The organism is Candidatus Nomurabacteria bacterium, from assembly GCA_023898425.1.
Classification (GTDB): Bacteria; Patescibacteriota; Patescibacteriia; order 2-12-FULL-60-25; family 2-12-FULL-60-25; genus HK-STAS-PATE-2.
Genome location: CP060222.1, coordinates 26,345 through 43,279, shown reverse-complemented (window position 1 = coordinate 43,279; position 16,935 = coordinate 26,345). Strand labels below are relative to the sequence as shown.

The following is a 16,935-nucleotide window of genomic DNA, read 5'->3' as shown; positions in this document are numbered from 1 at the left end:
TCGGTCACCGCAACTGCCCCGCTCTCACGAAGAAAACCGCCAGCCCTCCAATGGAGGCCGACGCCCCCAATGCCGAAAAGCCTTCACCGGAGCACATCGAGTTTCCTTTTTAACCCCTAGCCCCTTCTCCTGAAAATTCCTCAGACACTTCGCCTGCCACGTCCCACCTCTTGCTAGGTGGGATTTTCTATAACAAAAACCACCGCATTACTGCAGTGGTTTTTGATGGTAGCCCCAAGGGGAATCGAACCCCTCTTTACTCCGTGAAAGGGAGTTGTCCTAGCCGATAGACGATGAGGCCACGGTCGCTCACGAGCGACGTGGCACTGCCACAAATCGCTATTCGCGTGACGGAAAGATACTAAAAAATGAGAAAAAGGTCAAGTTACAAAAGACCCTGCGACAGGTGGCAAAAACCACTACTATCACAGGGCTTGAGCAGCTAGTTGAGCTGCTTATTCTTACAGTGTTGCTCACGTAAACACTTGGGACAAAGGAACGGATGATGCTCTTCACGCGCCTTAAACATACAGCTCGTATGATGAATTACTTTTCTCAGTGACCTTCGTACCTCTGCATAATCAAAGGCGGCTTGAGCGAAACAATCGATCGAAACTTCGCTCGAGGTAGGCGCATTCTTTGCGAACAGTAGAAGCTCATCGCTACCTTCGGCAAGAGTCGCGGCCAACTCCGTAAAGCTCGTAAGAGCCATAATACCGTTTACTGTTGCATGCTCTGCATTCTCTGCAATCCTTAGCTTATAGTCATGAATGACCGACTCACGTTGGCTAAGGCAGTGTACATAGTACTCATACCCTCTTTCGAGCTTTTGTGCCGACTGCGCAAAAGAGGACGAAGACTCCATATCCTGAACCTTTGGGGCCAAAGTACGGTATAGTCGTTCACCTTCAGTACCTGGAAACAATCGCTTTCTTGTCCTCGGCAAAACGTCAAAAGCCTTTCCGAATTCGGTCAGTGACTTATTGAGCTCAAAATACGCTTGAGTAAATGGACGAATCCTCTGACTAAAATGCAATCTCTCGTCACCCATCTTGCCTCCAATGTTCGTTAATAAAATGTTACATACTTTTCAACATTCGTCAATCCACAAACCACGATTACTGAGTGACGATATGCCCCAAAACAAGTATGATACAGCCATGAATATCCCTGTTTCTCCTTGGTCTTTAGAAAATGATCTGGTCCTACAATCGCTCGAATCATCAGAAGACGGCATTAGCGAACAAGAAGCGCAAAAGCGATTAATCGATTTCGGCTCAAATACCATCCCACTCAGCGGCAAGCATGGGCCACTGAGTGTTTTTCTTAAACAGTTTAAAGATCCGCTCATTATTATTTTGTGCTGTGCGGGATTATTAACACTCGTACTCGGCGAATGGATTGAAACCATTGTGATTGCTGCGGCGATCTTAGCCAATGCTAGCATGGGATTTTGGCAAGAATGGAAAGCGCAAACCGTCCTCGAAAAACTCAAAGATTTTGTTGTTGTTCGTGCCCGTGTAAGACGAGGCAACACCGAACAAGAGCGTGACGCAAAAGACCTTGTTCCGGGTGATATTATTATTTTGCGCGCAGGCGATCGTGTACCAGCAGATATTCGCTTGATGAACGAAATCGGTTTAAAAATCGATGAAGCCATTTTAACCGGTGAGTCTATCCCTGTAGAAAAGAGACCTACCCCTGTTAGCGAAACTGCCGAGATCCACGAACGGATAAATATCGTTATGAGCGGCACCCTTGTAACTGATGGACAAGGCGAAGGCGTTGTCATTGCAACAGGTGCACATACGGTTTTTGGTTCAATTGCAAAGCTTACTGCTGAAAGCCACGTATCTGCTACGCCATTGCAAAAATCCGTCACCAAGCTATCAATTAAAATTGGTATAGCGGCCATTATTATCACAGCAATTGTATTTGGATCGGGACTTGCATCTGGCTCACCACTAAATGAGATGGTTCTTTTAGCTATCGCTATCGGTGTTTCGATGGTACCGGAGGGTTTACCGATTGCGATGTCAGTTATTCTTGCTGTTGGTGTTGAACGACTCGCAAATAAAAAAGGTGTCGTACGCAAACTCTCTGCCGCAGAAGCGCTTGGCTCAACAACCCTTATTCTGACTGACAAAACAGGCACACTGACAAAAGCCACACTTTCACTTGAGCATATCGAATCGGGAGATAATGAAGAAATTTTAACATTAGCAAGCCTTGCGTCTGCTGCCGTTATCGAGAACCCTGAACAACCACCTGAGCGCTGGCGCATTATTGGTAGCCCTGTTGATACGGCTATTTTGCGCGCTGCCGGGCTACATAGTATCGATATTTCTGCGGTAAAAAATCAGTATACCGTACTTGACCAACTCCCCTTTACCCACGAACGTAAATACGCCGCGACCTTGGTAGAACATCAAGGAACATTATTGATTGTAATGGTTGGTGCACCGGATGTTTTGTCTGCCTTATGTCCAAATGGTTCAAGCGATCAAGAACTACAAACGCTCGCAAAAAACGGCGCCCGTCTTATTGGTGTTGCCACCCAAAAAACAACAGCAAAAACATTTGTTGACCAAGAAAAAGACAAAACATCTTGTCGATACTTAGGAACGTTGGCCTTTGAAGATCCGCTTCGTCCTGATATCCAAAAAAGTGTTACCGCTATTCGCGAAGCTGGCGTACGGACGGTAATGGTTACAGGTGACCATCCACAAACAGCTGCTGCTATCGCTCTTCAAGCTGGTATTGCTCAACGCCCCGTTCAAGTAATGCTTGGTGTTGATCTCGCAAAGCTTTCGGATGACGAATTAAAAGAAACCATTCAAAACTACCATGCCTTTGCTCGTGTTACACCTGAGCAAAAATGGCGTCTCGTTCAAATCTACCAAAGTCTCGGTGAGGCAGTGGCGGTAACGGGTGATGGCGTAAATGACGCTCCAGCCCTTCGTATAGCTGATGTTGGAGTTGCGATGGGTTCAGGTACTGATGTTGCCAAAGAAGCCGCCGATATCGTCATTTTGGATGACTCCTATCCAACGATTGTAGGGGCGATTAGCGAAGGTCGACAGATGCTTAATAATATTCAAAAAGCGACCACCTATCTTTTTTCGAATGCCTTTAATGACGTTCTTCTTATCCTTGGATCATATGCTCTCGGAATCCCAGCACCGTTAAATGCGTTACAAATTCTCTACGCAAATTTCTTTACAGACTCATTTCCTGCCATTGGTTATGCCTTTGAAACAATGAAAGACCGAGGTCTCTCCATTCGCGAACCACAAAAACATGATGATGTCTTAGGTCCACGATTACGAAAGATCACTATCATTACCGCCGCGGCAAATGGAGCGATCTTGCTTACCGGATATTGGATAACACGACAATTCTTTAGCGATGCTGAGGCACGTACCATTGGCTTTGCCTCGATGGCCCTCTCGCATATCTTTGTTGCTATCGCCTTTCGCAGTCTTCATCTACCTTTGCAAGCCTATTGGCTTAAAGGAAACCGTGTCTTCTTAGGAGGTATCAGCATCGGTCTCATTCTTATAACGCTTGCGATCTATCTCCCGATTTTGAATGTCGTTCTTGATACTACCCCGCTTTCGCCACTAGGTGTCTTCATCTTTGTATCATTATCTGCACTTGCGTCGCTACCAGCTGAGCTAACAAAAGACCTTATCAAACCAAAACCGCTCATTAATTGAGCGGTTTTCGTTGTTCTTTTTTCCATTTCTCGATATGCGCATGATTACCGGATAAAAGAACTTCCGGGACATCCCACGCTGTTTTCATGCCTTTAATTTTATAGGATTCAGGTCTTGTATACTGCGGCTCTTCACCAATACCCGTAACAGTATGTGATTCGACATCAAGCGATGCATAATCACCGAGCACACCTTCACGTAAACGAGCAGCGGCATCCGTCATTGTCATGGCTGCAAGCTCACCTCCTGTTAAAACATAATCTCCGATACGTAATTCTTCATCACAAAGGTGATCGATAACGCGTTGATCAATACCTTCATAACGTCCACAGAGAAAAACAAGTTGATCATAACTCGAAAGACGCTTGGCATCTTCTTGCGTAAAGAGCTTTCCTTTTGCGCTCGTGATAATCACACGTGCTTTTTTTGCCTTGGCTGTCGGTGTGCCATTTGCCCTACGCAAGCCCAGCTCCATTAAGGCTTTATGGAAAGGCTGAACCTTCATCACCATGCCAGGACCTCCGCCAAACGGCTTATCATCTACCGTCTTATGCTTGTCTTCCGTCCAATCGCGAAGCTGGTGGGATTTTAATTCAAGCAAACCCGCCTTTTGACCACGTCCTAAAATAGACCCCTTGAGATAAGGGTCTACAAGCTCCGGAAAAATCGTAATGATATCAACCTTGAGCGGTTTTTGGTTTCGCTTCTTCATGCTGGCAGGGTACCTGTTTTAGTAAATATGGCAACCTAACAGCTCGTTCCGGTGAAATGAAAGAATATTTCTTTTGGTGAGACGTAAATCGGCTCATAGACCCCGTTTGATTCATAGATAACCGGATCATAAGAAGAATTGTGAAGTTCGTTAAACGAAGATTCTTCTAAGACACGTTTATTTACAGGAAATGGCCCTCTATCTTCTTTTACTTTACCCGTGTCATCCAGACGCGACGTCATAATCAACTGATTCGTTAATGTCATTGACCAATGACCATACTCATCAAGAGAAACCTCATTGACCGTATACTGACTCTTAGTAGACATACCACCACAGCCACCGTCTAAGGTGAATGGCTTACCAACGCTCACGTGTAAGAGCTGCCCTTCATTATCAAGCAAGACTTTCGGCGGCTCTGCTGCTGTAGATGCTTTTACGGACCGATGTATGACATCCGTAGAAGTAGCAATCACATCGAAAATATACTCACGCAAAGGATCTTCAAGTGATGCTAGCCCATATCCAAATAGGATATTTCCTGCTGGCTGAGCTTCTGGCACATTCATCTCAAGTTGAACGGGGTTTTGTGGGGGCGTTATGGTGGTGATCTTCGCAGGCAGCCGATGTGCATACCACGCAACCGCTGAAGCGCCAACAATCCCACCCAAGATAAAAGGCGCCATAATTAGAGCGATGCCCATCAGTTGTTTATTTGGTGTATTCATAGTAGTTCGTTAATCTACATTCTATAACGAAATACTACTTTCGTCATGACGCGAGTTCGTCGCAATTAAAAAACCGCCCTTAGGCGGTTTTTACTAGATTCCGAGATCTTCGAGATCGGAGTCTGTGACGAGACCGGAGTCACCGTGAACACGGACTTTGCTTGGCATCTCATCGGACATGCCCATGCCATCACCTTTGCGTTCTTGGTGTTGGCGACGCATATCGTCTGGTTCGTAGATAACCATGCTAACGCGCTCATCTGCCTTAGCGCCTACGATCTTAAGCAAGATACGCAATGCACGAGCTGTTTGACCTTGGCGGCCAATGATATAGCCCATATCCTCTGGATTAACGTGAAGGGTGATTTTTACACCGCGATCATCGATCTCACGTGTTGTTTTTACATCCTCTGGATGATTTACAAGAGACTTAACAACGAACTCTAGAAACTGTTGGTCTGTGTGGTTTTCTGCCATATTCATATATTGTCCCCTTAGCCGGGGTTAACAAAATATTAGCAAGCGACCACCACAAAGGCAACCACCCCAAATCAACTCCCTCATTCCCTCTTCTTTATTTAAAGAAGAGGGAGGTCTAAAGCGGCAAAAGGTCGGTCGCTCCCCTTCTTTAAACAAAGAAAGGGCCGGGGATGATTCTGTGCCATAGTTGACGAAAACCATGGTTTTTACTATTATCTTGCCATGCTCTTGAGGACACCTTCTGGCGAAGATCCTCATACGGATTCAAAGGCTTGCGATCCTTTGACCTCCAAGTAGCCCGTCTCATCGCTCAATCTATCCACTAAACCTATTACCATGTTGACCATTCGTCTCACCCGTATCGGTAAAAAGAAGCAACCACTCTACCGCTTCATCGTTTCAGAAAAAGCACGTGATCCTTGGGGCAAAGCTCTTGAGATTCTTGGCTCCTACAATACGCTCGTTACCCCTTCTGTCGCTACTCTCGACGAAGATCGCGTAAAATACTGGATCTCAAAAGGCGCTCAAACATCCGACACCGTTTGGAATATCCTCGTCGACAAAAAAATTGTTGATGGCGATAAGCGCAAAAAGCAAAGCGTTTCAAAACGCCGCCGCGAAAAGCTCGATAAGAAAAAGAAGGCTTAAACCCCTTCGTACGGTTACGTTAAAACACCCCCACGCTTGTGGGGGTGTTTTTATTTCTACTGTTAGTTATTCCTCATCTTCTCAACCTCTTCTAAACTCACCGAAAGCAATTGCGATACTCCATCGTCACCCATAGTTACACCGTAGAGAAGTGATGCTTTGGCCATGGTTGCGCGGTTATGTGTGACGACAATAAATTGTGTCTTGTCTGCGAGTGACGCAACAATCTCAGCAAATTTACGCGAGTTGGTTTCATCAAGTGCCGCGTCTACTTCATCAAGCACAACAAACGGCGATGGGTTCGTTGCCATAATGGCACAGATGAGCGCTATAGATGTTAAAGCACGTTCACCGCCAGATAAAAGGCTAATGGACTTGAAGCGCTTGCCTGGAGGCGTGACCATAATATCAATACCTTTTCGCTCTTCTTTCTTTTGCTCATCGTCTTGAGCCTCCTCATAATCTTCATCCTCATCTTCTTCGTTTGCTTTTTTAACTTCTGGTTGAAGCTCGATAATTTGTGCTTCGCCACCACCAAATAACGTTTTAAAGTAACGAGCAAATTCTTTATTTAATCGTTCAAAGGCATGTTTGGCGCGTTCGTTGATCGTTGTATCTAATTCAGCCACAACAGTCTCAAGTGCCTGCAACCCTTCGCGAATATCCGTTAATTGAACCTCGAGTTCGTCTGAACGTTTTTTTGTTTCTTCGTATTCTTTGATGGTCTCTGGATCAATACCCCCAATCCATTCGAGTTGTGAACGCAATCTCTGCATTTTTGTTGGGGTATCACTTGGTGTATCACCCTGAAAAATTCATCACGTAAAAGCTCTTCTTCAAGATGAGGTGCATGTAGACGAACATCTACGAGGACACCTTCGCGACGTGTCTCAAGACGTGCAAGTTCAATACTCGCTTCACTCCCCCCGTCGCTCTGCACTTTGCGCATCATGACGAAGTTTTGTTAAAGCGCGTTGCGTATCAAAAATATGCGAGCGCTTACCGTCTTCTTCTTTTTTGCCATGCTTCAAGTTGCTGCTCTGCTTCTTTGATCTTCGCATCCAAAGCGGTTTTTGTGTTTGAATCGTTTCCCATTCTTCTTCTATCGACGTATCAATAACTGCAGCTTTTTCTGGCTCAGGCGCTGGACGCTGTAACTTACTTACTAATTCTTGAGTGTCTGTTAATAGACCGCTGACCTGTTTACGTAATGCTTCTAAATCAGGCGTTTCTTTTGATAGTAATTCTTTGAGCGTTTCGTGACGGCTTTTAAACGATTCTACTTGTTCAATAATCTTGGTGAGTGGTAATGGCACCCAAGGCTTTTCTGCGCGCACCTCTGCAACCGCTCGTTTGGTTTCTAACTTTAACTCTTGTTCACGAAAAAGGCGCGTTGTTCACGAAGTTGATCGATCACAGCACGTCGCTCGCGAAATCCTTCTGCTTGCGGTGTTGTTTTTTCCCATCTCAGCAAGCTTTGCCTCTAGCGCTTGCGCCTGCGTTTCGAGCGTCGTCTCTTCTTGTTTTGCAAACTGTAACTTTGCCATCATGGTCTTGATACTGACATCAAGATTGCGCCACTCGTGACCATAATAAGCCTTTTCGAGAGCATGTAGCTCTTCTTCGATCTTTTCACGTTCGGCTAAACGCTTTACTTGTTTTTCTAAAAGGGTGAGACGTGGTCCAAGCTCATTCATCATGAGTTCAATCTGACCAATATTTTTACGTGAATCATCCATCTTATTCATGGCTTGAGTACGCTTCATCTGAAAAGGCTTTAAACCAAAAGCCTCATCAAAAAAAAATTCACGACGCTCCATTGGGCTCGCGACCAAAACCTGATCAATCATACCTTGGCCGATCACACTATAGGTACGCTGACCAATGCCAGCTTGAGCCAAAAGAAGAGCAACATCCGACAAACGTGCCGATTGCTTATTTACCTCATATTCGCTTTGACCGTCACGGTAAAGGCGGCGCGTTACCTGAATTTCTTCGGTGCCAATACCGGTTTTTTCTGGATCAGCATTATCTAGAACCATGGTCACCTCGGCAAATCCTGAGCGTGAACGTTTTTCGGTACCACTAAAAATCACATCTTCAGACTTTTTGCCACGCAAAAGACGCATGCTTTGCTCCCCCATCACCCAACGAATAGCGTCGGCAATATTGGATTTACCCGAGCCATTAGGCCCAACCACGGCCGTAACCGTACGCTGCCCACCCGCATCCGGACGAAACTCCACCGTGGTCTTTTGAGCAAAGGTTTTAAACCCCTGTATTTCAATGCGCTTTAATGACATAGATTGTCTGTATACTAGCCTTGAATCCCATTTTGATCCAGTAACTGGACGATTTTATCAAAATAGGTAAAGATAAAACCATATCCTATGTCATTACGTGTCGAAGCAGGATTTGAACATATCCGCGAAGCCATGGCTGAAGTCCTCAGTCGCGATATTGAATTACCCGTTGGCACATTTATCACGGTTTTAAGCGCCAAGGTCACCGCAAATACCGGACATGCAAAATTCATACTCTCCGTTTTTCCTGAAGGGATGAAAGACGCGGTACTCACCATCTTAAAAGAGCGAGAAGCCGATATTAAACAAGGTCTTTCAGAACGTGCGCGTTTGCGTCGCATCCCAAGGCTTCATTATGGTTTTGACGAAACCGAGGCTGTAGCAGAAGGGATTGAACGAACACTTTTCGAGTTAAAACAAAAAGGTGAACTCTAAAGAAAGAGAGGCGGCAACCAGGTGGTTGCCGCCTCTTATAGCAGTCTCTGTTCTGTTAACTCCAGAACTTTTTTAAAAACATCTTTGCGAAAGATCAAACCAGCGTGGTTGGTATCAAGCACATAGTGCGACCAACGATCTGGTAACATCGTAATACGTCGAGGTACAACCTCATCGTGTCTAGCAGCTATCGTATAGCTTTTCAAACGCGTATGAGGCGAATAGTAAATCGGCTCTCTCGGTAGCAGTAGTGAAGCCGCTCCTCGCAAAGCAATACCCGCTCTCAGATATTGATCCTGAAAGAACCTAGGTTGCTTACGCTGAAATGGCGCTCCAAGGGCAATCACCGTAATATGCTTACGGTAAAAGTTATGCTTGAGAAGGGTTGTTGCAAGCCTGTATGCGTGCAGACCCCCAACGGCATGCCCAATGATAATGAGGTCGGGCTGCTGGTCTTCTTTTACGGGCATTCTTGTACGAACCGCATCTACAAGTCGACGCTGCTGCTCTTCAAAAGAACATTTTTCGTACAAAGCATCCGTCATATAATCCACCTGATACCCAGCTCGCTTGAACCGGTTGGCCATCGGACGCATTAACGGTCTTCCGTAATAATAGCCCGAGATCAATACAACAACCGGCAAATCGCCATAACGCTCACATACTGCCAAAGGAACCGTAGGAATGAGCGAGGGACGCATGGTCTCCCCTAGCTTACGAAACATGTCACGAACTGAACTCATGTGTCACCTCCGATACCTTGCCTATCATAGTTTATAATATTTTGCAATCATTGACCTTTTAGCCAATAAACCCTAAGTTAATCTATTCATTATGGCCGAAAGAACGTCTCATGCCCTTAAGAACGCTGTCGATATTGCCAAGCGCATTCTTATTGTTGGTGACGGGCGTCCTGACGGTGATAGCATCGGATCTTCTACCGCTCTCTATAGGCTAATGCGCAAGCTCGGCAAAGAGACCAAGCTTTTTTGCATAACACCAGCGCCCGAGGTTTTTTCGTTTATCGATCACCTCGACGAACAAATCACCGACCCTGACATCTTTCGTGAGCCATGGGATCTCATCATTACCGTTGATGGAGGTGACTTGCAGCATATCGGTATCGAAGAACATCTAAAACTTCTTCCGAACAAAGCCATTATTGCCAATATTGATCATCACGCCACCAATGCAGATTTTGGCACGATTAACCTTGTAGATAAACAAGCCTGCTCAACCTGCGAAGTAATCCATACATGGTTCACGAACCATGAGCTAGAAATAGACTCACAAATTGCTACCTCGCTCCTCTTGGGTGTAATGACGGATACATCGACATTTCATAATTCAGGCACAAATGAAACCGGTATGCGCGCCGCTGCAGATCTTTGCAAGCAAGGCGCTCGTAGCCACGAAATCATTCGTCGTATTACCATGAATAAAGACCCCGAATCATTTCGTTTATGGGGGACGATTCTCGGTCGCCTACGCTTTCTTCCTGAGCAAAAGCTTGTATACACCTATGCAACAAATGCGGATTTAACAGATACAAAAAATGGCCAAGAAGCGCTTGATGGTATTTCGAACTTTCTTAATGCCTCCTGTTCAGACGCGGATACTGTTTTAGTCTTGCGTGAGCTGCCTAATAGTCACGTAAAAGGGTCATTTCGCAGCCTAGAACGCGATGTAAGCGTTATTTGCCAACAATTTGGTGGTGGAGGACATAAAAAGGCGGCGGGCTTTATTATCGAGGAACCCTTCGCTCTCACATCAGATGGTGAACCCCATGTTTTAGAACGTATTAAACTAGCACTCTCCTGATTTGACTGCTAATCTAGCTCAAGGTATCCTATCCCCCATATGCCGAACAATTTCTTGATTCCAACAGTTATCGAAAAAACCCATGCCGGTGAGCGTGCGTATGATATCTACTCACGTCTATTAAAAGATCGTATTATTTTCTTAGGTACTGGTATCGATGATGATGTCGCTAATGCCGTAGTCGCTCAACTTCTCTTTCTCGAAAGCCAAGATAGTGAGAAAGATATTAAAATCTATATCAACTCCCCTGGTGGCTCAGTAACAGCAGGTCTCGCAATTTACGACGCCATGCAACATGTAAAACCAGACGTGCAAACTATTTGTATCGGTATGGCTGCATCAATGGGGGCTGTCCTTCTTGCAGGAGGTGCTAAAGGCAAGCGCTTCGCGCTTCCAAATGCAGAAGTCATGATTCACCAAGTACTCGGTGGCGCACAAGGCCAAGCATCTGATATCAAGATTCATGCAGAACGTATTTTAAAAACGCGCGATCAACTTAATAAGATTCTCGTAAAACATACCGGCCAACCAATGAAAAAAATCGAACAAGACACCGAACGCGATAACTTCATGGAAGCCAAAGAAGCTGTTGCCTACGGACTCGTTGATAAGGTGATTACAAAAACAGCTTAAACCCCGCAATCAATAAAAATAATATACCCCCACACATGTGGGGGTATATTATTAAATTCGATTAGAATCGAAACTGTCCACGTAGTACTTGGTCTAAACGACGCACCCAACCTGCACGTGATGGTGTAGCGTTTGCGCTAGAGCGGCTTCGGTGAACAGAAAGAGATCTTTGCGCTGCTGCAATTCTTTCTCTGCGCTCTGCACTAAGATCTCTAGCAGAGTTTACCGTCAGAGCTCTTGTGCGCTCTTCTTCATTCATACCTTCCAGGTTAATGATACCCTCATTATCATCCGTCTCGATTCGAGCATTCTGAGGTAGTATCGCTAAACGCAACCCCATATTCGTTCTTTCTTGCGCTAAAACAGGTTCTTCAATTATGGGAGCGCGAGGATTGCGCGCTTGTAGACCTTCACGTAGCGATCTAGTTTCTGTAATCCCCGTATTAAAACGATTTGTATATTCTGGACTATATATATCTGTAGAATGAAAAGGGTCATCTAAAAGAATATTACTCACTTGTGGCTGCGCGGATCGTTGTCTCACAAGATTACCTAACCTTAGTTGCCTTTGTTGATAATCTTCAGCGCTTACACCTTCTGAGATCTGCATAGCTGTATTTGATAGATCTAACTGGCCATTAATTGCAGAGATAAACACTGTATATGTACCGTATTGAGCATCGTGTGAAATATCTACAACCCGTAAATCAAGGATCGCCGTTTGGATGCTTTCATGCGAAATACTTAACTCCCGAGCCATATCACCCTCGTTGTATTGTACGGATCCAACCGTACGCGGAGTCGCACTATAGATACGTCTGCAAAACTGTTTTATGTAATTTCGAATAGCTGTATCGAGGGCTTGTGCTTCACTAAAACCAACTCCTACCGAAATGTTTCTTATTGAAGACCTAGTTGCGTTTTCTGCAAGAAGTTCGATATTAGGGTCTATTGCTGAAATTGTCATCTGATATCGTTCCGTAAGTGTCGTGCCTGATGGTGTTACCTCCCTCTCTTCGTTGATACCTTCCGTGATATAAAGATTTATCTCCCCTAAATTTAGACTTGGTCTATCAGACCCATCAACTTGATGAGACTGACCCGATTCAATAAAAGTAGGCAACGCTCCTGTATTCAAAAAATTCAACAAAGGTGCTCTATTTTCCTCTTCAGAAGGCAGACTTAATGCGGTAAGCCTCCAATTATTCTCCGCGACAGAACGATATCGATCAAAACCATTACTCACTGCCACAGGGACAAGGCCATTCATTTCAATATTTACCTCTGGAGCTACATGTTCGCCGAGATAGGTCGAAGCTTCAGCTCTAAGGGCAGTTGTAAGATCAGAATACTCTTCAAAAGAGCTTGCTCTTAGCACTCTAGAATCACCTCTTCTTTCTTGCTGAGCCGAGGCGTCTTCTGTAACCTCGTCAACAGCCCTACTGGGAGCCTGCGCATAAGCTCCTTGAGAAGCAGCTGTCATGCCGGCTATGAAGCCTACCGTTTTTGCAAGATTTTTTATTTTGCTTTTTGGGCGTTTTCTCTCTTCTGGTGCTTTTGGAGCAGAAGGTTTTTCACTTCCGGTAAATGGGTTTTTAAATGACATGATGCTTTGTTTTACTATTTACGTCACAGACGCTAATATGATTACTCCTAGGTACATATCAAGATAGTATCATGCTGTTATTGAACACAAAAGCATACTTACAAAATTCGTTTAAAGCATTCGTAAAAACATCCGCCAATGGCGGATGTTTTTTATTCTGGAAAAACGATACCAAATGTAGGCGAGAGAACTTTATCAACCTTGATACCGGCCTTCTCTAGATCGATTGAACCATCCGTACCGTAGAAGACGAGGCCGTCGGTGCTTTTGACGGCAGCAATAGCATGACCCGTACGGTAGGCAGCATAGAATCCGAGATCTGATTCATACAATGGGACATTTGCACCGAGCGGCGCCATGCCAGTAGGCTGCACTTTCTCTAACATCTCACCGCGAAAGGCTTTAGCGTCACCCATTGGGTCTGTTGCCTGATTTGCGTACTGCTCAAAGGCGACGATCTTGCGCGCAGTATCGGCCAATGTTTTTGCAGGATCATTATTTGCTTTAGATTCATCTGCCGAGTGCTTTGCTAATACCAACCACAACCACTCTTCAGACGAATCGACACCAAGCGCACCAGGGCCACGTTGATGAGCTAATGAAATAGCTTCTGTTGCTTGTTCTGGGGTCAAACCGAGAATCTCAGCAATTTTATTTACCGACTCAGGAACAGTGCGATTGAGCAATTCAGGATCTGTACCTTGATTGAGAGCGCGATTTGCTATGAGAGCAAAGTCAGGGCTTTCTAACGCTTGAATACCAATACGTTCTTGATCTCTAGTGACTTTACGAGATTCACCTAATTGCTGAATCTCTACGATAGTACCATGCATACCTTTTTCTGCTGTTGCCTCTGTATTTGATGTGTTTTTTTCATTTGTCATAAAATGTATTGTTATTTTTTGTTTATTTATAAGCCTTCATTAGCTCAATCCCTGTATAGAATTGCTTTAAGATTTGTTCGTAGTTTTTACCTAGTGTCGCATCCATATAGAGCGCACTTGATGCTGAAAGACCAACACCGTGACCCCAAAGTGTTTTGCCTTCATCACCCGGAGCATTTACGGCTTTGAGCCAATCGATAGGCTGACCTCCCCATACATCTTCGTAGTTACGCGTACGTCCATCAGAGCGTGAGAAATAAGGCGTGATAGCAAGCTTGCCTTTATAGGTCACGATTTGTCCGCGTGTTGCATCAACGGCTGCGCTAATTGTAGGTGTTCTTGCTTCTTGACCATAGCCACGATAGACCTGGTCATAGGTTGCATCAACAATAAAGTTTTGTGATGCGTGCTTGGTACCACGATTCACGTGATACATAGCATAGGTACGAGCGCCGGTTAATAATGCGCGCTGATACTGAGCCGGACTTACATTAGATGTTTCTGCAATACCTTTTAGATAGGATTCAATCGGTAGCTCGTTAATAACCCAAATTTCATCTGGTTTAGAAGCGTAACGAAGTTCAAGCTGCGCTCTAAAGGTATTGTCATTGGCGCCAGGCAACCAACTCACTGGACGTACATAATCTGTGAGGGTGATTGGTGAAATCCCGTCATTTGCACGAACAACATACCAAGCACTCGATGAGACATTGCCACACGTTGAACCACTTAAAGAATACTTACTTGTAACCTTGCTATAAGAAACTTCGATCTCTTCGTTCATCGGCACGGTACAAACGAGTGCACCATTGTTCAATACCTGTAATGGCACGTGACTTGCTTTAACCGTCATCGCATAGTCTTCTGGATTTAATAAACCGACACGAATCAATGGCTGATCAGGTAACGTCGAGCTATCACCGTTAAGCGGTTTTGGATTTAATACAAAGCTTGAGATCGGTGTTGTTGGTGGAGCCGCCACTGGTGTAGGTGCTGGCGTTGGCGCAGGGGTTTGCGCTGGTGTTACAACGGGCTTTATTGTCTCAGGCTCAATATACCCATCGGCTGTTACGGTGATAGGAATTTCTACAAAAGCTCCTTCTACCTGTTTATTGTCTGCGTAGAGTTGAAAACGCGCAGTATAGACACCTGCCTTTGCTGGACCTTGCAAGCTAAAAGTAACAAAAGCTAACTCACCTGGATTTGTAATCCCCGTAAGACTGATAGGCGTTGAAGCATCCAACCAGGAGTCATCACGCACCGAGCCCAAGCGGTCACCGAGCGCTGGCTGAATACCGCTCACCTTAACGGAGCGTGAACTCCAGGTAGCCGTACCATTATTTTTAAATCCGAACGAAAATTGCTTACGACCATTACCACTTACAACCATCTCAGCATCAGAACGCAACATGAGAAAACCCGCATACGATGCATCCGATGGTTGCTCTGGTACAACGATTTGCTGTGGCTTTGGAGCAAAAGCACTCGCCTGTGTTGGCGAAGATGGTAGTACCGAAGTAGCTACAGGATCACCCGTGACATTGATTGAAAATTTCGCGCGTCCTCCCCCCATACGGATCAAGTTTTCTGCGACAAGAAGAAAATCAAGATCATAGGTACCCGTTCTTGCTGGTGCGATAAGAGGAAAACGGATTGTGACTGTTTCTCCAGGATTAACACGATCTACCGGTAGTTTTGCTGGACGTTCACTCGCATCCCAACCCGCTGGACCAAAAGCACTTGGGACCTCTAGCTTTTTGACACCGTCATAATGATAAAGAGAGACAAAATTTGTGCCCGTTTTATACCATGGGGCAGATCCAGTGTTTTTTAATACCATCTCAACCTCAGCTTCTTTGCCAGGGTTCATGATCGATGGCGCATGCACCACAATAAGGCTTGATGCGTAATCAGAACGCGTCCAAGCAACAGAAGGCACCATTGGCATCAACGATACAAAAAGCGCTCCAAGCAATACAAATGCAAGCGAGCGCTTTGATCGATAATTCGTTGAAAGAAAGGAGCGAAATGACATAACGATTAGTCTTATAATAGCACAAAAAAGGCCTTTTGTCAATCATATTATTCTGCTTAACAAAGCAAAAAATCCCATTTCTGGGATTTTTTTATTGCCAAAAAACATCTCACTACCCACCGATAACGACAACGATATCAGATGTGATCGCCGCCTCGCCTGAAAGGCTCGTCACAATGTCCGCATTAAGCTCTTTTTGGAGTTTTTCGACAATATCAGCCTGGATATTAGCCCCGGCTACAAAGATTACCGTTTTTGTATAATCTTTTTTGCTTGCATCTACTGGAGCGACCGTATTAAAGCCAGCTGCCTTAAGACTATCTGCCGTTATACGTGCGCGACCCGGTGTTGGGGTACCATTACGTACCTCGACGGTTGGATTTTTGTTTACTGTTTCTGAAGTTGCTGCTGTAGACGATGTTGCAACTGACCCTTGATTTGCATTGAGGGTAGAGATAAGACGCTCAACATACTGAATATCGTCTTGATCTTTGATAAGAGGCATGACCGAGAGCACCTTCTTTTGGCTAACAGAATAGACAACGGCCTTATCAGACCAAACGAGCAAACGGTCGCCATTTTCTGCACCGCGGTACAAGATAGGGTTTTGTGCTCGCACGAGTCCAATATCCTCAATTGTTGCCACAGAAGGAATCTCATCTTTGCTTACAACAACAAATGAAGAGACGCTTTCGATGAGTTGCTGGATTTCTCGAGCATCACCTTGGGCGACTTGTGCGTTATTTGTACCAATTCTTACATTGGTATTCTTAGATTTGTACGCATAAGCGCCAATCAAGATAAGAACAAGTAATGCGAGCAAGAACGGCAAGGCACGTGCTGCACGTGATGCCTCTTGAACAGCGGGAGATGCAGCTTTTGCTGCAGAAGGAGCGCGTTTTGTCATAAATCGTTTTTAGTATAGCATGAA

17 protein-coding genes and 1 tRNA gene are annotated in these 16,935 nt (G+C 45.0%); 5 read left to right on the top strand and 13 right to left on the bottom strand.

The features are described 5' to 3' along the window. Positions 1-226: 226 nt before the first annotated feature. Together H6759_00200 and H6759_00195 are read right to left on the bottom strand one after the other, a co-directional pair. Positions 227-301, bottom strand: a tRNA-Glu gene (locus H6759_00200). A 141-nt stretch (positions 302-442) separates the two neighbouring features. Beyond that, positions 443-1,051 (bottom strand): hypothetical protein, encoded by a 609-nt coding sequence (locus H6759_00195; GenBank protein ID USN52496.1) that lies wholly within the window; start codon positions 1,049-1,051, stop codon positions 443-445. Positions 1,052-1,133: 82 nt separating this feature from the next. On the opposite strand from H6759_00195, the gene H6759_00190 reads away from it, so the two are divergent. After that, positions 1,134-3,719 carry a cation-transporting P-type ATPase gene (locus H6759_00190; GenBank protein USN52495.1) on the top strand — a complete coding sequence of 862 codons (2,586 nt, stop codon included), beginning with the start codon at positions 1,134-1,136 and terminating at the stop codon, positions 3,717-3,719. On the opposite strand, the gene trmD is transcribed toward H6759_00190, so the two are convergent. The 3 genes from trmD to H6759_00175 all read right to left on the bottom strand — a co-directional run bounded on the left by trmD (position 3,712) and on the right by H6759_00175 (position 5,636). After that, positions 3,712-4,431, bottom strand: coding sequence for a tRNA (guanosine(37)-N1)-methyltransferase TrmD (gene trmD / locus H6759_00185; GenBank protein USN52494.1), 720 nt, complete (start codon positions 4,429-4,431; stop codon positions 3,712-3,714). The genes H6759_00190 and trmD overlap by 8 nt on opposite strands. A gap of 35 nt (positions 4,432-4,466) precedes the next feature. Further along, entirely contained in the window at positions 4,467-5,159 is a 693-nt protein-coding gene (locus tag H6759_00180; protein ID USN52493.1) for a hypothetical protein, read from the bottom strand. Positions 5,160-5,252: 93 nt separating this feature from the next. Continuing rightward, a complete protein-coding gene (locus H6759_00175; protein USN53014.1) occupies positions 5,253-5,636 on the bottom strand; it encodes a KH domain-containing protein in 384 nt (127 codons plus the stop codon). Between the two features lie 339 nt (positions 5,637-5,975). On the opposite strand from H6759_00175, the gene rpsP reads away from it, so the two are divergent. After that, positions 5,976-6,287 (top strand): 30S ribosomal protein S16, encoded by a 312-nt coding sequence (gene rpsP / locus H6759_00170; GenBank protein USN52492.1) that lies wholly within the window; start codon positions 5,976-5,978, stop codon positions 6,285-6,287. 62 nt (positions 6,288-6,349) lie between these two features. On the opposite strand, the gene H6759_00165 is transcribed toward rpsP, so the two are convergent. The 3 genes from H6759_00165 to H6759_00155 all read right to left on the bottom strand — a co-directional run bounded on the left by H6759_00165 (position 6,350) and on the right by H6759_00155 (position 8,590). Beyond that, positions 6,350-7,063: an AAA family ATPase gene (locus tag H6759_00165; protein ID USN52491.1), complete on the bottom strand. Its 714-nt coding sequence runs from the start codon at positions 7,061-7,063 to the stop codon at positions 6,350-6,352. 141 nt (positions 7,064-7,204) lie between these two features. After that, entirely contained in the window at positions 7,205-7,603 is a 399-nt protein-coding gene (locus tag H6759_00160) for a hypothetical protein (protein ID USN52490.1), read from the bottom strand. An 81-nt stretch (positions 7,604-7,684) separates the two neighbouring features. After that, on the bottom strand, positions 7,685-8,590 hold the full coding sequence (locus tag H6759_00155; protein USN52489.1) for an AAA family ATPase: 906 nt from the start codon (positions 8,588-8,590) through the stop codon (positions 7,685-7,687). A gap of 87 nt (positions 8,591-8,677) precedes the next feature. On the opposite strand from H6759_00155, the gene H6759_00150 reads away from it, so the two are divergent. Then, positions 8,678-9,025 (top strand): ribosome-binding factor A, encoded by a 348-nt coding sequence (locus tag H6759_00150; GenBank protein USN52488.1) that lies wholly within the window; start codon positions 8,678-8,680, stop codon positions 9,023-9,025. Between the two features lie 35 nt (positions 9,026-9,060). On the opposite strand, the gene H6759_00145 is transcribed toward H6759_00150, so the two are convergent. Then, on the bottom strand, positions 9,061-9,768 hold the full coding sequence (locus H6759_00145; GenBank protein ID USN52487.1) for a hypothetical protein: 708 nt from the start codon (positions 9,766-9,768) through the stop codon (positions 9,061-9,063). 91 nt (positions 9,769-9,859) lie between these two features. Here H6759_00145 and H6759_00140 point away from each other — a divergent pair, with 91 nt between their 5' ends. Together H6759_00140 and clpP are read left to right on the top strand one after the other, a co-directional pair. Further along, positions 9,860-10,846 carry a DHH family phosphoesterase gene (locus H6759_00140; protein USN52486.1) on the top strand — a complete coding sequence of 329 codons (987 nt, stop codon included), beginning with the start codon at positions 9,860-9,862 and terminating at the stop codon, positions 10,844-10,846. A 54-nt stretch (positions 10,847-10,900) separates the two neighbouring features. Further along, positions 10,901-11,479, top strand: a complete 579-nt coding sequence (clpP, locus tag H6759_00135; protein USN53013.1) for an ATP-dependent Clp endopeptidase proteolytic subunit ClpP — start codon at positions 10,901-10,903, stop codon at positions 11,477-11,479. A gap of 61 nt (positions 11,480-11,540) precedes the next feature. Here the strand turns inward: clpP and H6759_00130 are convergent, their stop codons facing one another. The 4 genes from H6759_00130 to H6759_00115 all read right to left on the bottom strand — a co-directional run bounded on the left by H6759_00130 (position 11,541) and on the right by H6759_00115 (position 16,911). Next, positions 11,541-13,085, bottom strand: coding sequence for a hypothetical protein (locus H6759_00130; protein ID USN52485.1), 1,545 nt, complete (start codon positions 13,083-13,085; stop codon positions 11,541-11,543). A gap of 152 nt (positions 13,086-13,237) precedes the next feature. Next, a complete protein-coding gene (locus tag H6759_00125; GenBank protein ID USN52484.1) occupies positions 13,238-13,969 on the bottom strand; it encodes a hypothetical protein in 732 nt (243 codons plus the stop codon). Positions 13,970-13,991: 22 nt separating this feature from the next. Then, the gene (locus tag H6759_00120) at positions 13,992-16,004 is read right to left on the bottom strand and encodes a hypothetical protein (protein USN52483.1); all 2,013 of its coding nucleotides are present in this window, start codon (positions 16,002-16,004) and stop codon (positions 13,992-13,994) included. 112 nt (positions 16,005-16,116) lie between these two features. Beyond that, positions 16,117-16,911 carry a LytR C-terminal domain-containing protein gene (locus H6759_00115; protein ID USN52482.1) on the bottom strand — a complete coding sequence of 265 codons (795 nt, stop codon included), beginning with the start codon at positions 16,909-16,911 and terminating at the stop codon, positions 16,117-16,119. Positions 16,912-16,935 lie beyond the last annotated feature (24 nt).

Coding starts and splice junctions, on each gene's coding strand:
- trmD (USN52494.1), bottom strand. CDS start 4,431: ATGAAGAAGCGAAACCAAAAACCGCTCAAGGTTGATATCATTACGATT.
- H6759_00175 (USN53014.1), bottom strand. CDS start 5,636: ATGGCAGAAAACCACACAGACCAACAGTTTCTAGAGTTCGTTGTTAAG.
- H6759_00190 (USN52495.1), top strand. CDS start 1,134: ATGCCCCAAAACAAGTATGATACAGCCATGAATATCCCTGTTTCTCCT.
- H6759_00140 (USN52486.1), top strand. CDS start 9,860: ATGGCCGAAAGAACGTCTCATGCCCTTAAGAACGCTGTCGATATTGCC.
- H6759_00195 (USN52496.1), bottom strand. CDS start 1,051: ATGGGTGACGAGAGATTGCATTTTAGTCAGAGGATTCGTCCATTTACT.
- H6759_00150 (USN52488.1), top strand. CDS start 8,678: ATGTCATTACGTGTCGAAGCAGGATTTGAACATATCCGCGAAGCCATG.
- H6759_00180 (USN52493.1), bottom strand. CDS start 5,159: ATGAATACACCAAATAAACAACTGATGGGCATCGCTCTAATTATGGCG.
- H6759_00120 (USN52483.1), bottom strand. CDS start 16,004: ATGTCATTTCGCTCCTTTCTTTCAACGAATTATCGATCAAAGCGCTCG.
- H6759_00165 (USN52491.1), bottom strand. CDS start 7,063: ATGCAGAGATTGCGTTCACAACTCGAATGGATTGGGGGTATTGATCCA.
- H6759_00125 (USN52484.1), bottom strand. CDS start 13,969: ATGACAAATGAAAAAAACACATCAAATACAGAGGCAACAGCAGAAAAA.
- H6759_00145 (USN52487.1), bottom strand. CDS start 9,768: ATGAGTTCAGTTCGTGACATGTTTCGTAAGCTAGGGGAGACCATGCGT.
- rpsP (USN52492.1), top strand. CDS start 5,976: ATGTTGACCATTCGTCTCACCCGTATCGGTAAAAAGAAGCAACCACTC.
- H6759_00155 (USN52489.1), bottom strand. CDS start 8,590: ATGTCATTAAAGCGCATTGAAATACAGGGGTTTAAAACCTTTGCTCAA.
- H6759_00130 (USN52485.1), bottom strand. CDS start 13,085: ATGTCATTTAAAAACCCATTTACCGGAAGTGAAAAACCTTCTGCTCCA.
- H6759_00115 (USN52482.1), bottom strand. CDS start 16,911: ATGACAAAACGCGCTCCTTCTGCAGCAAAAGCTGCATCTCCCGCTGTT.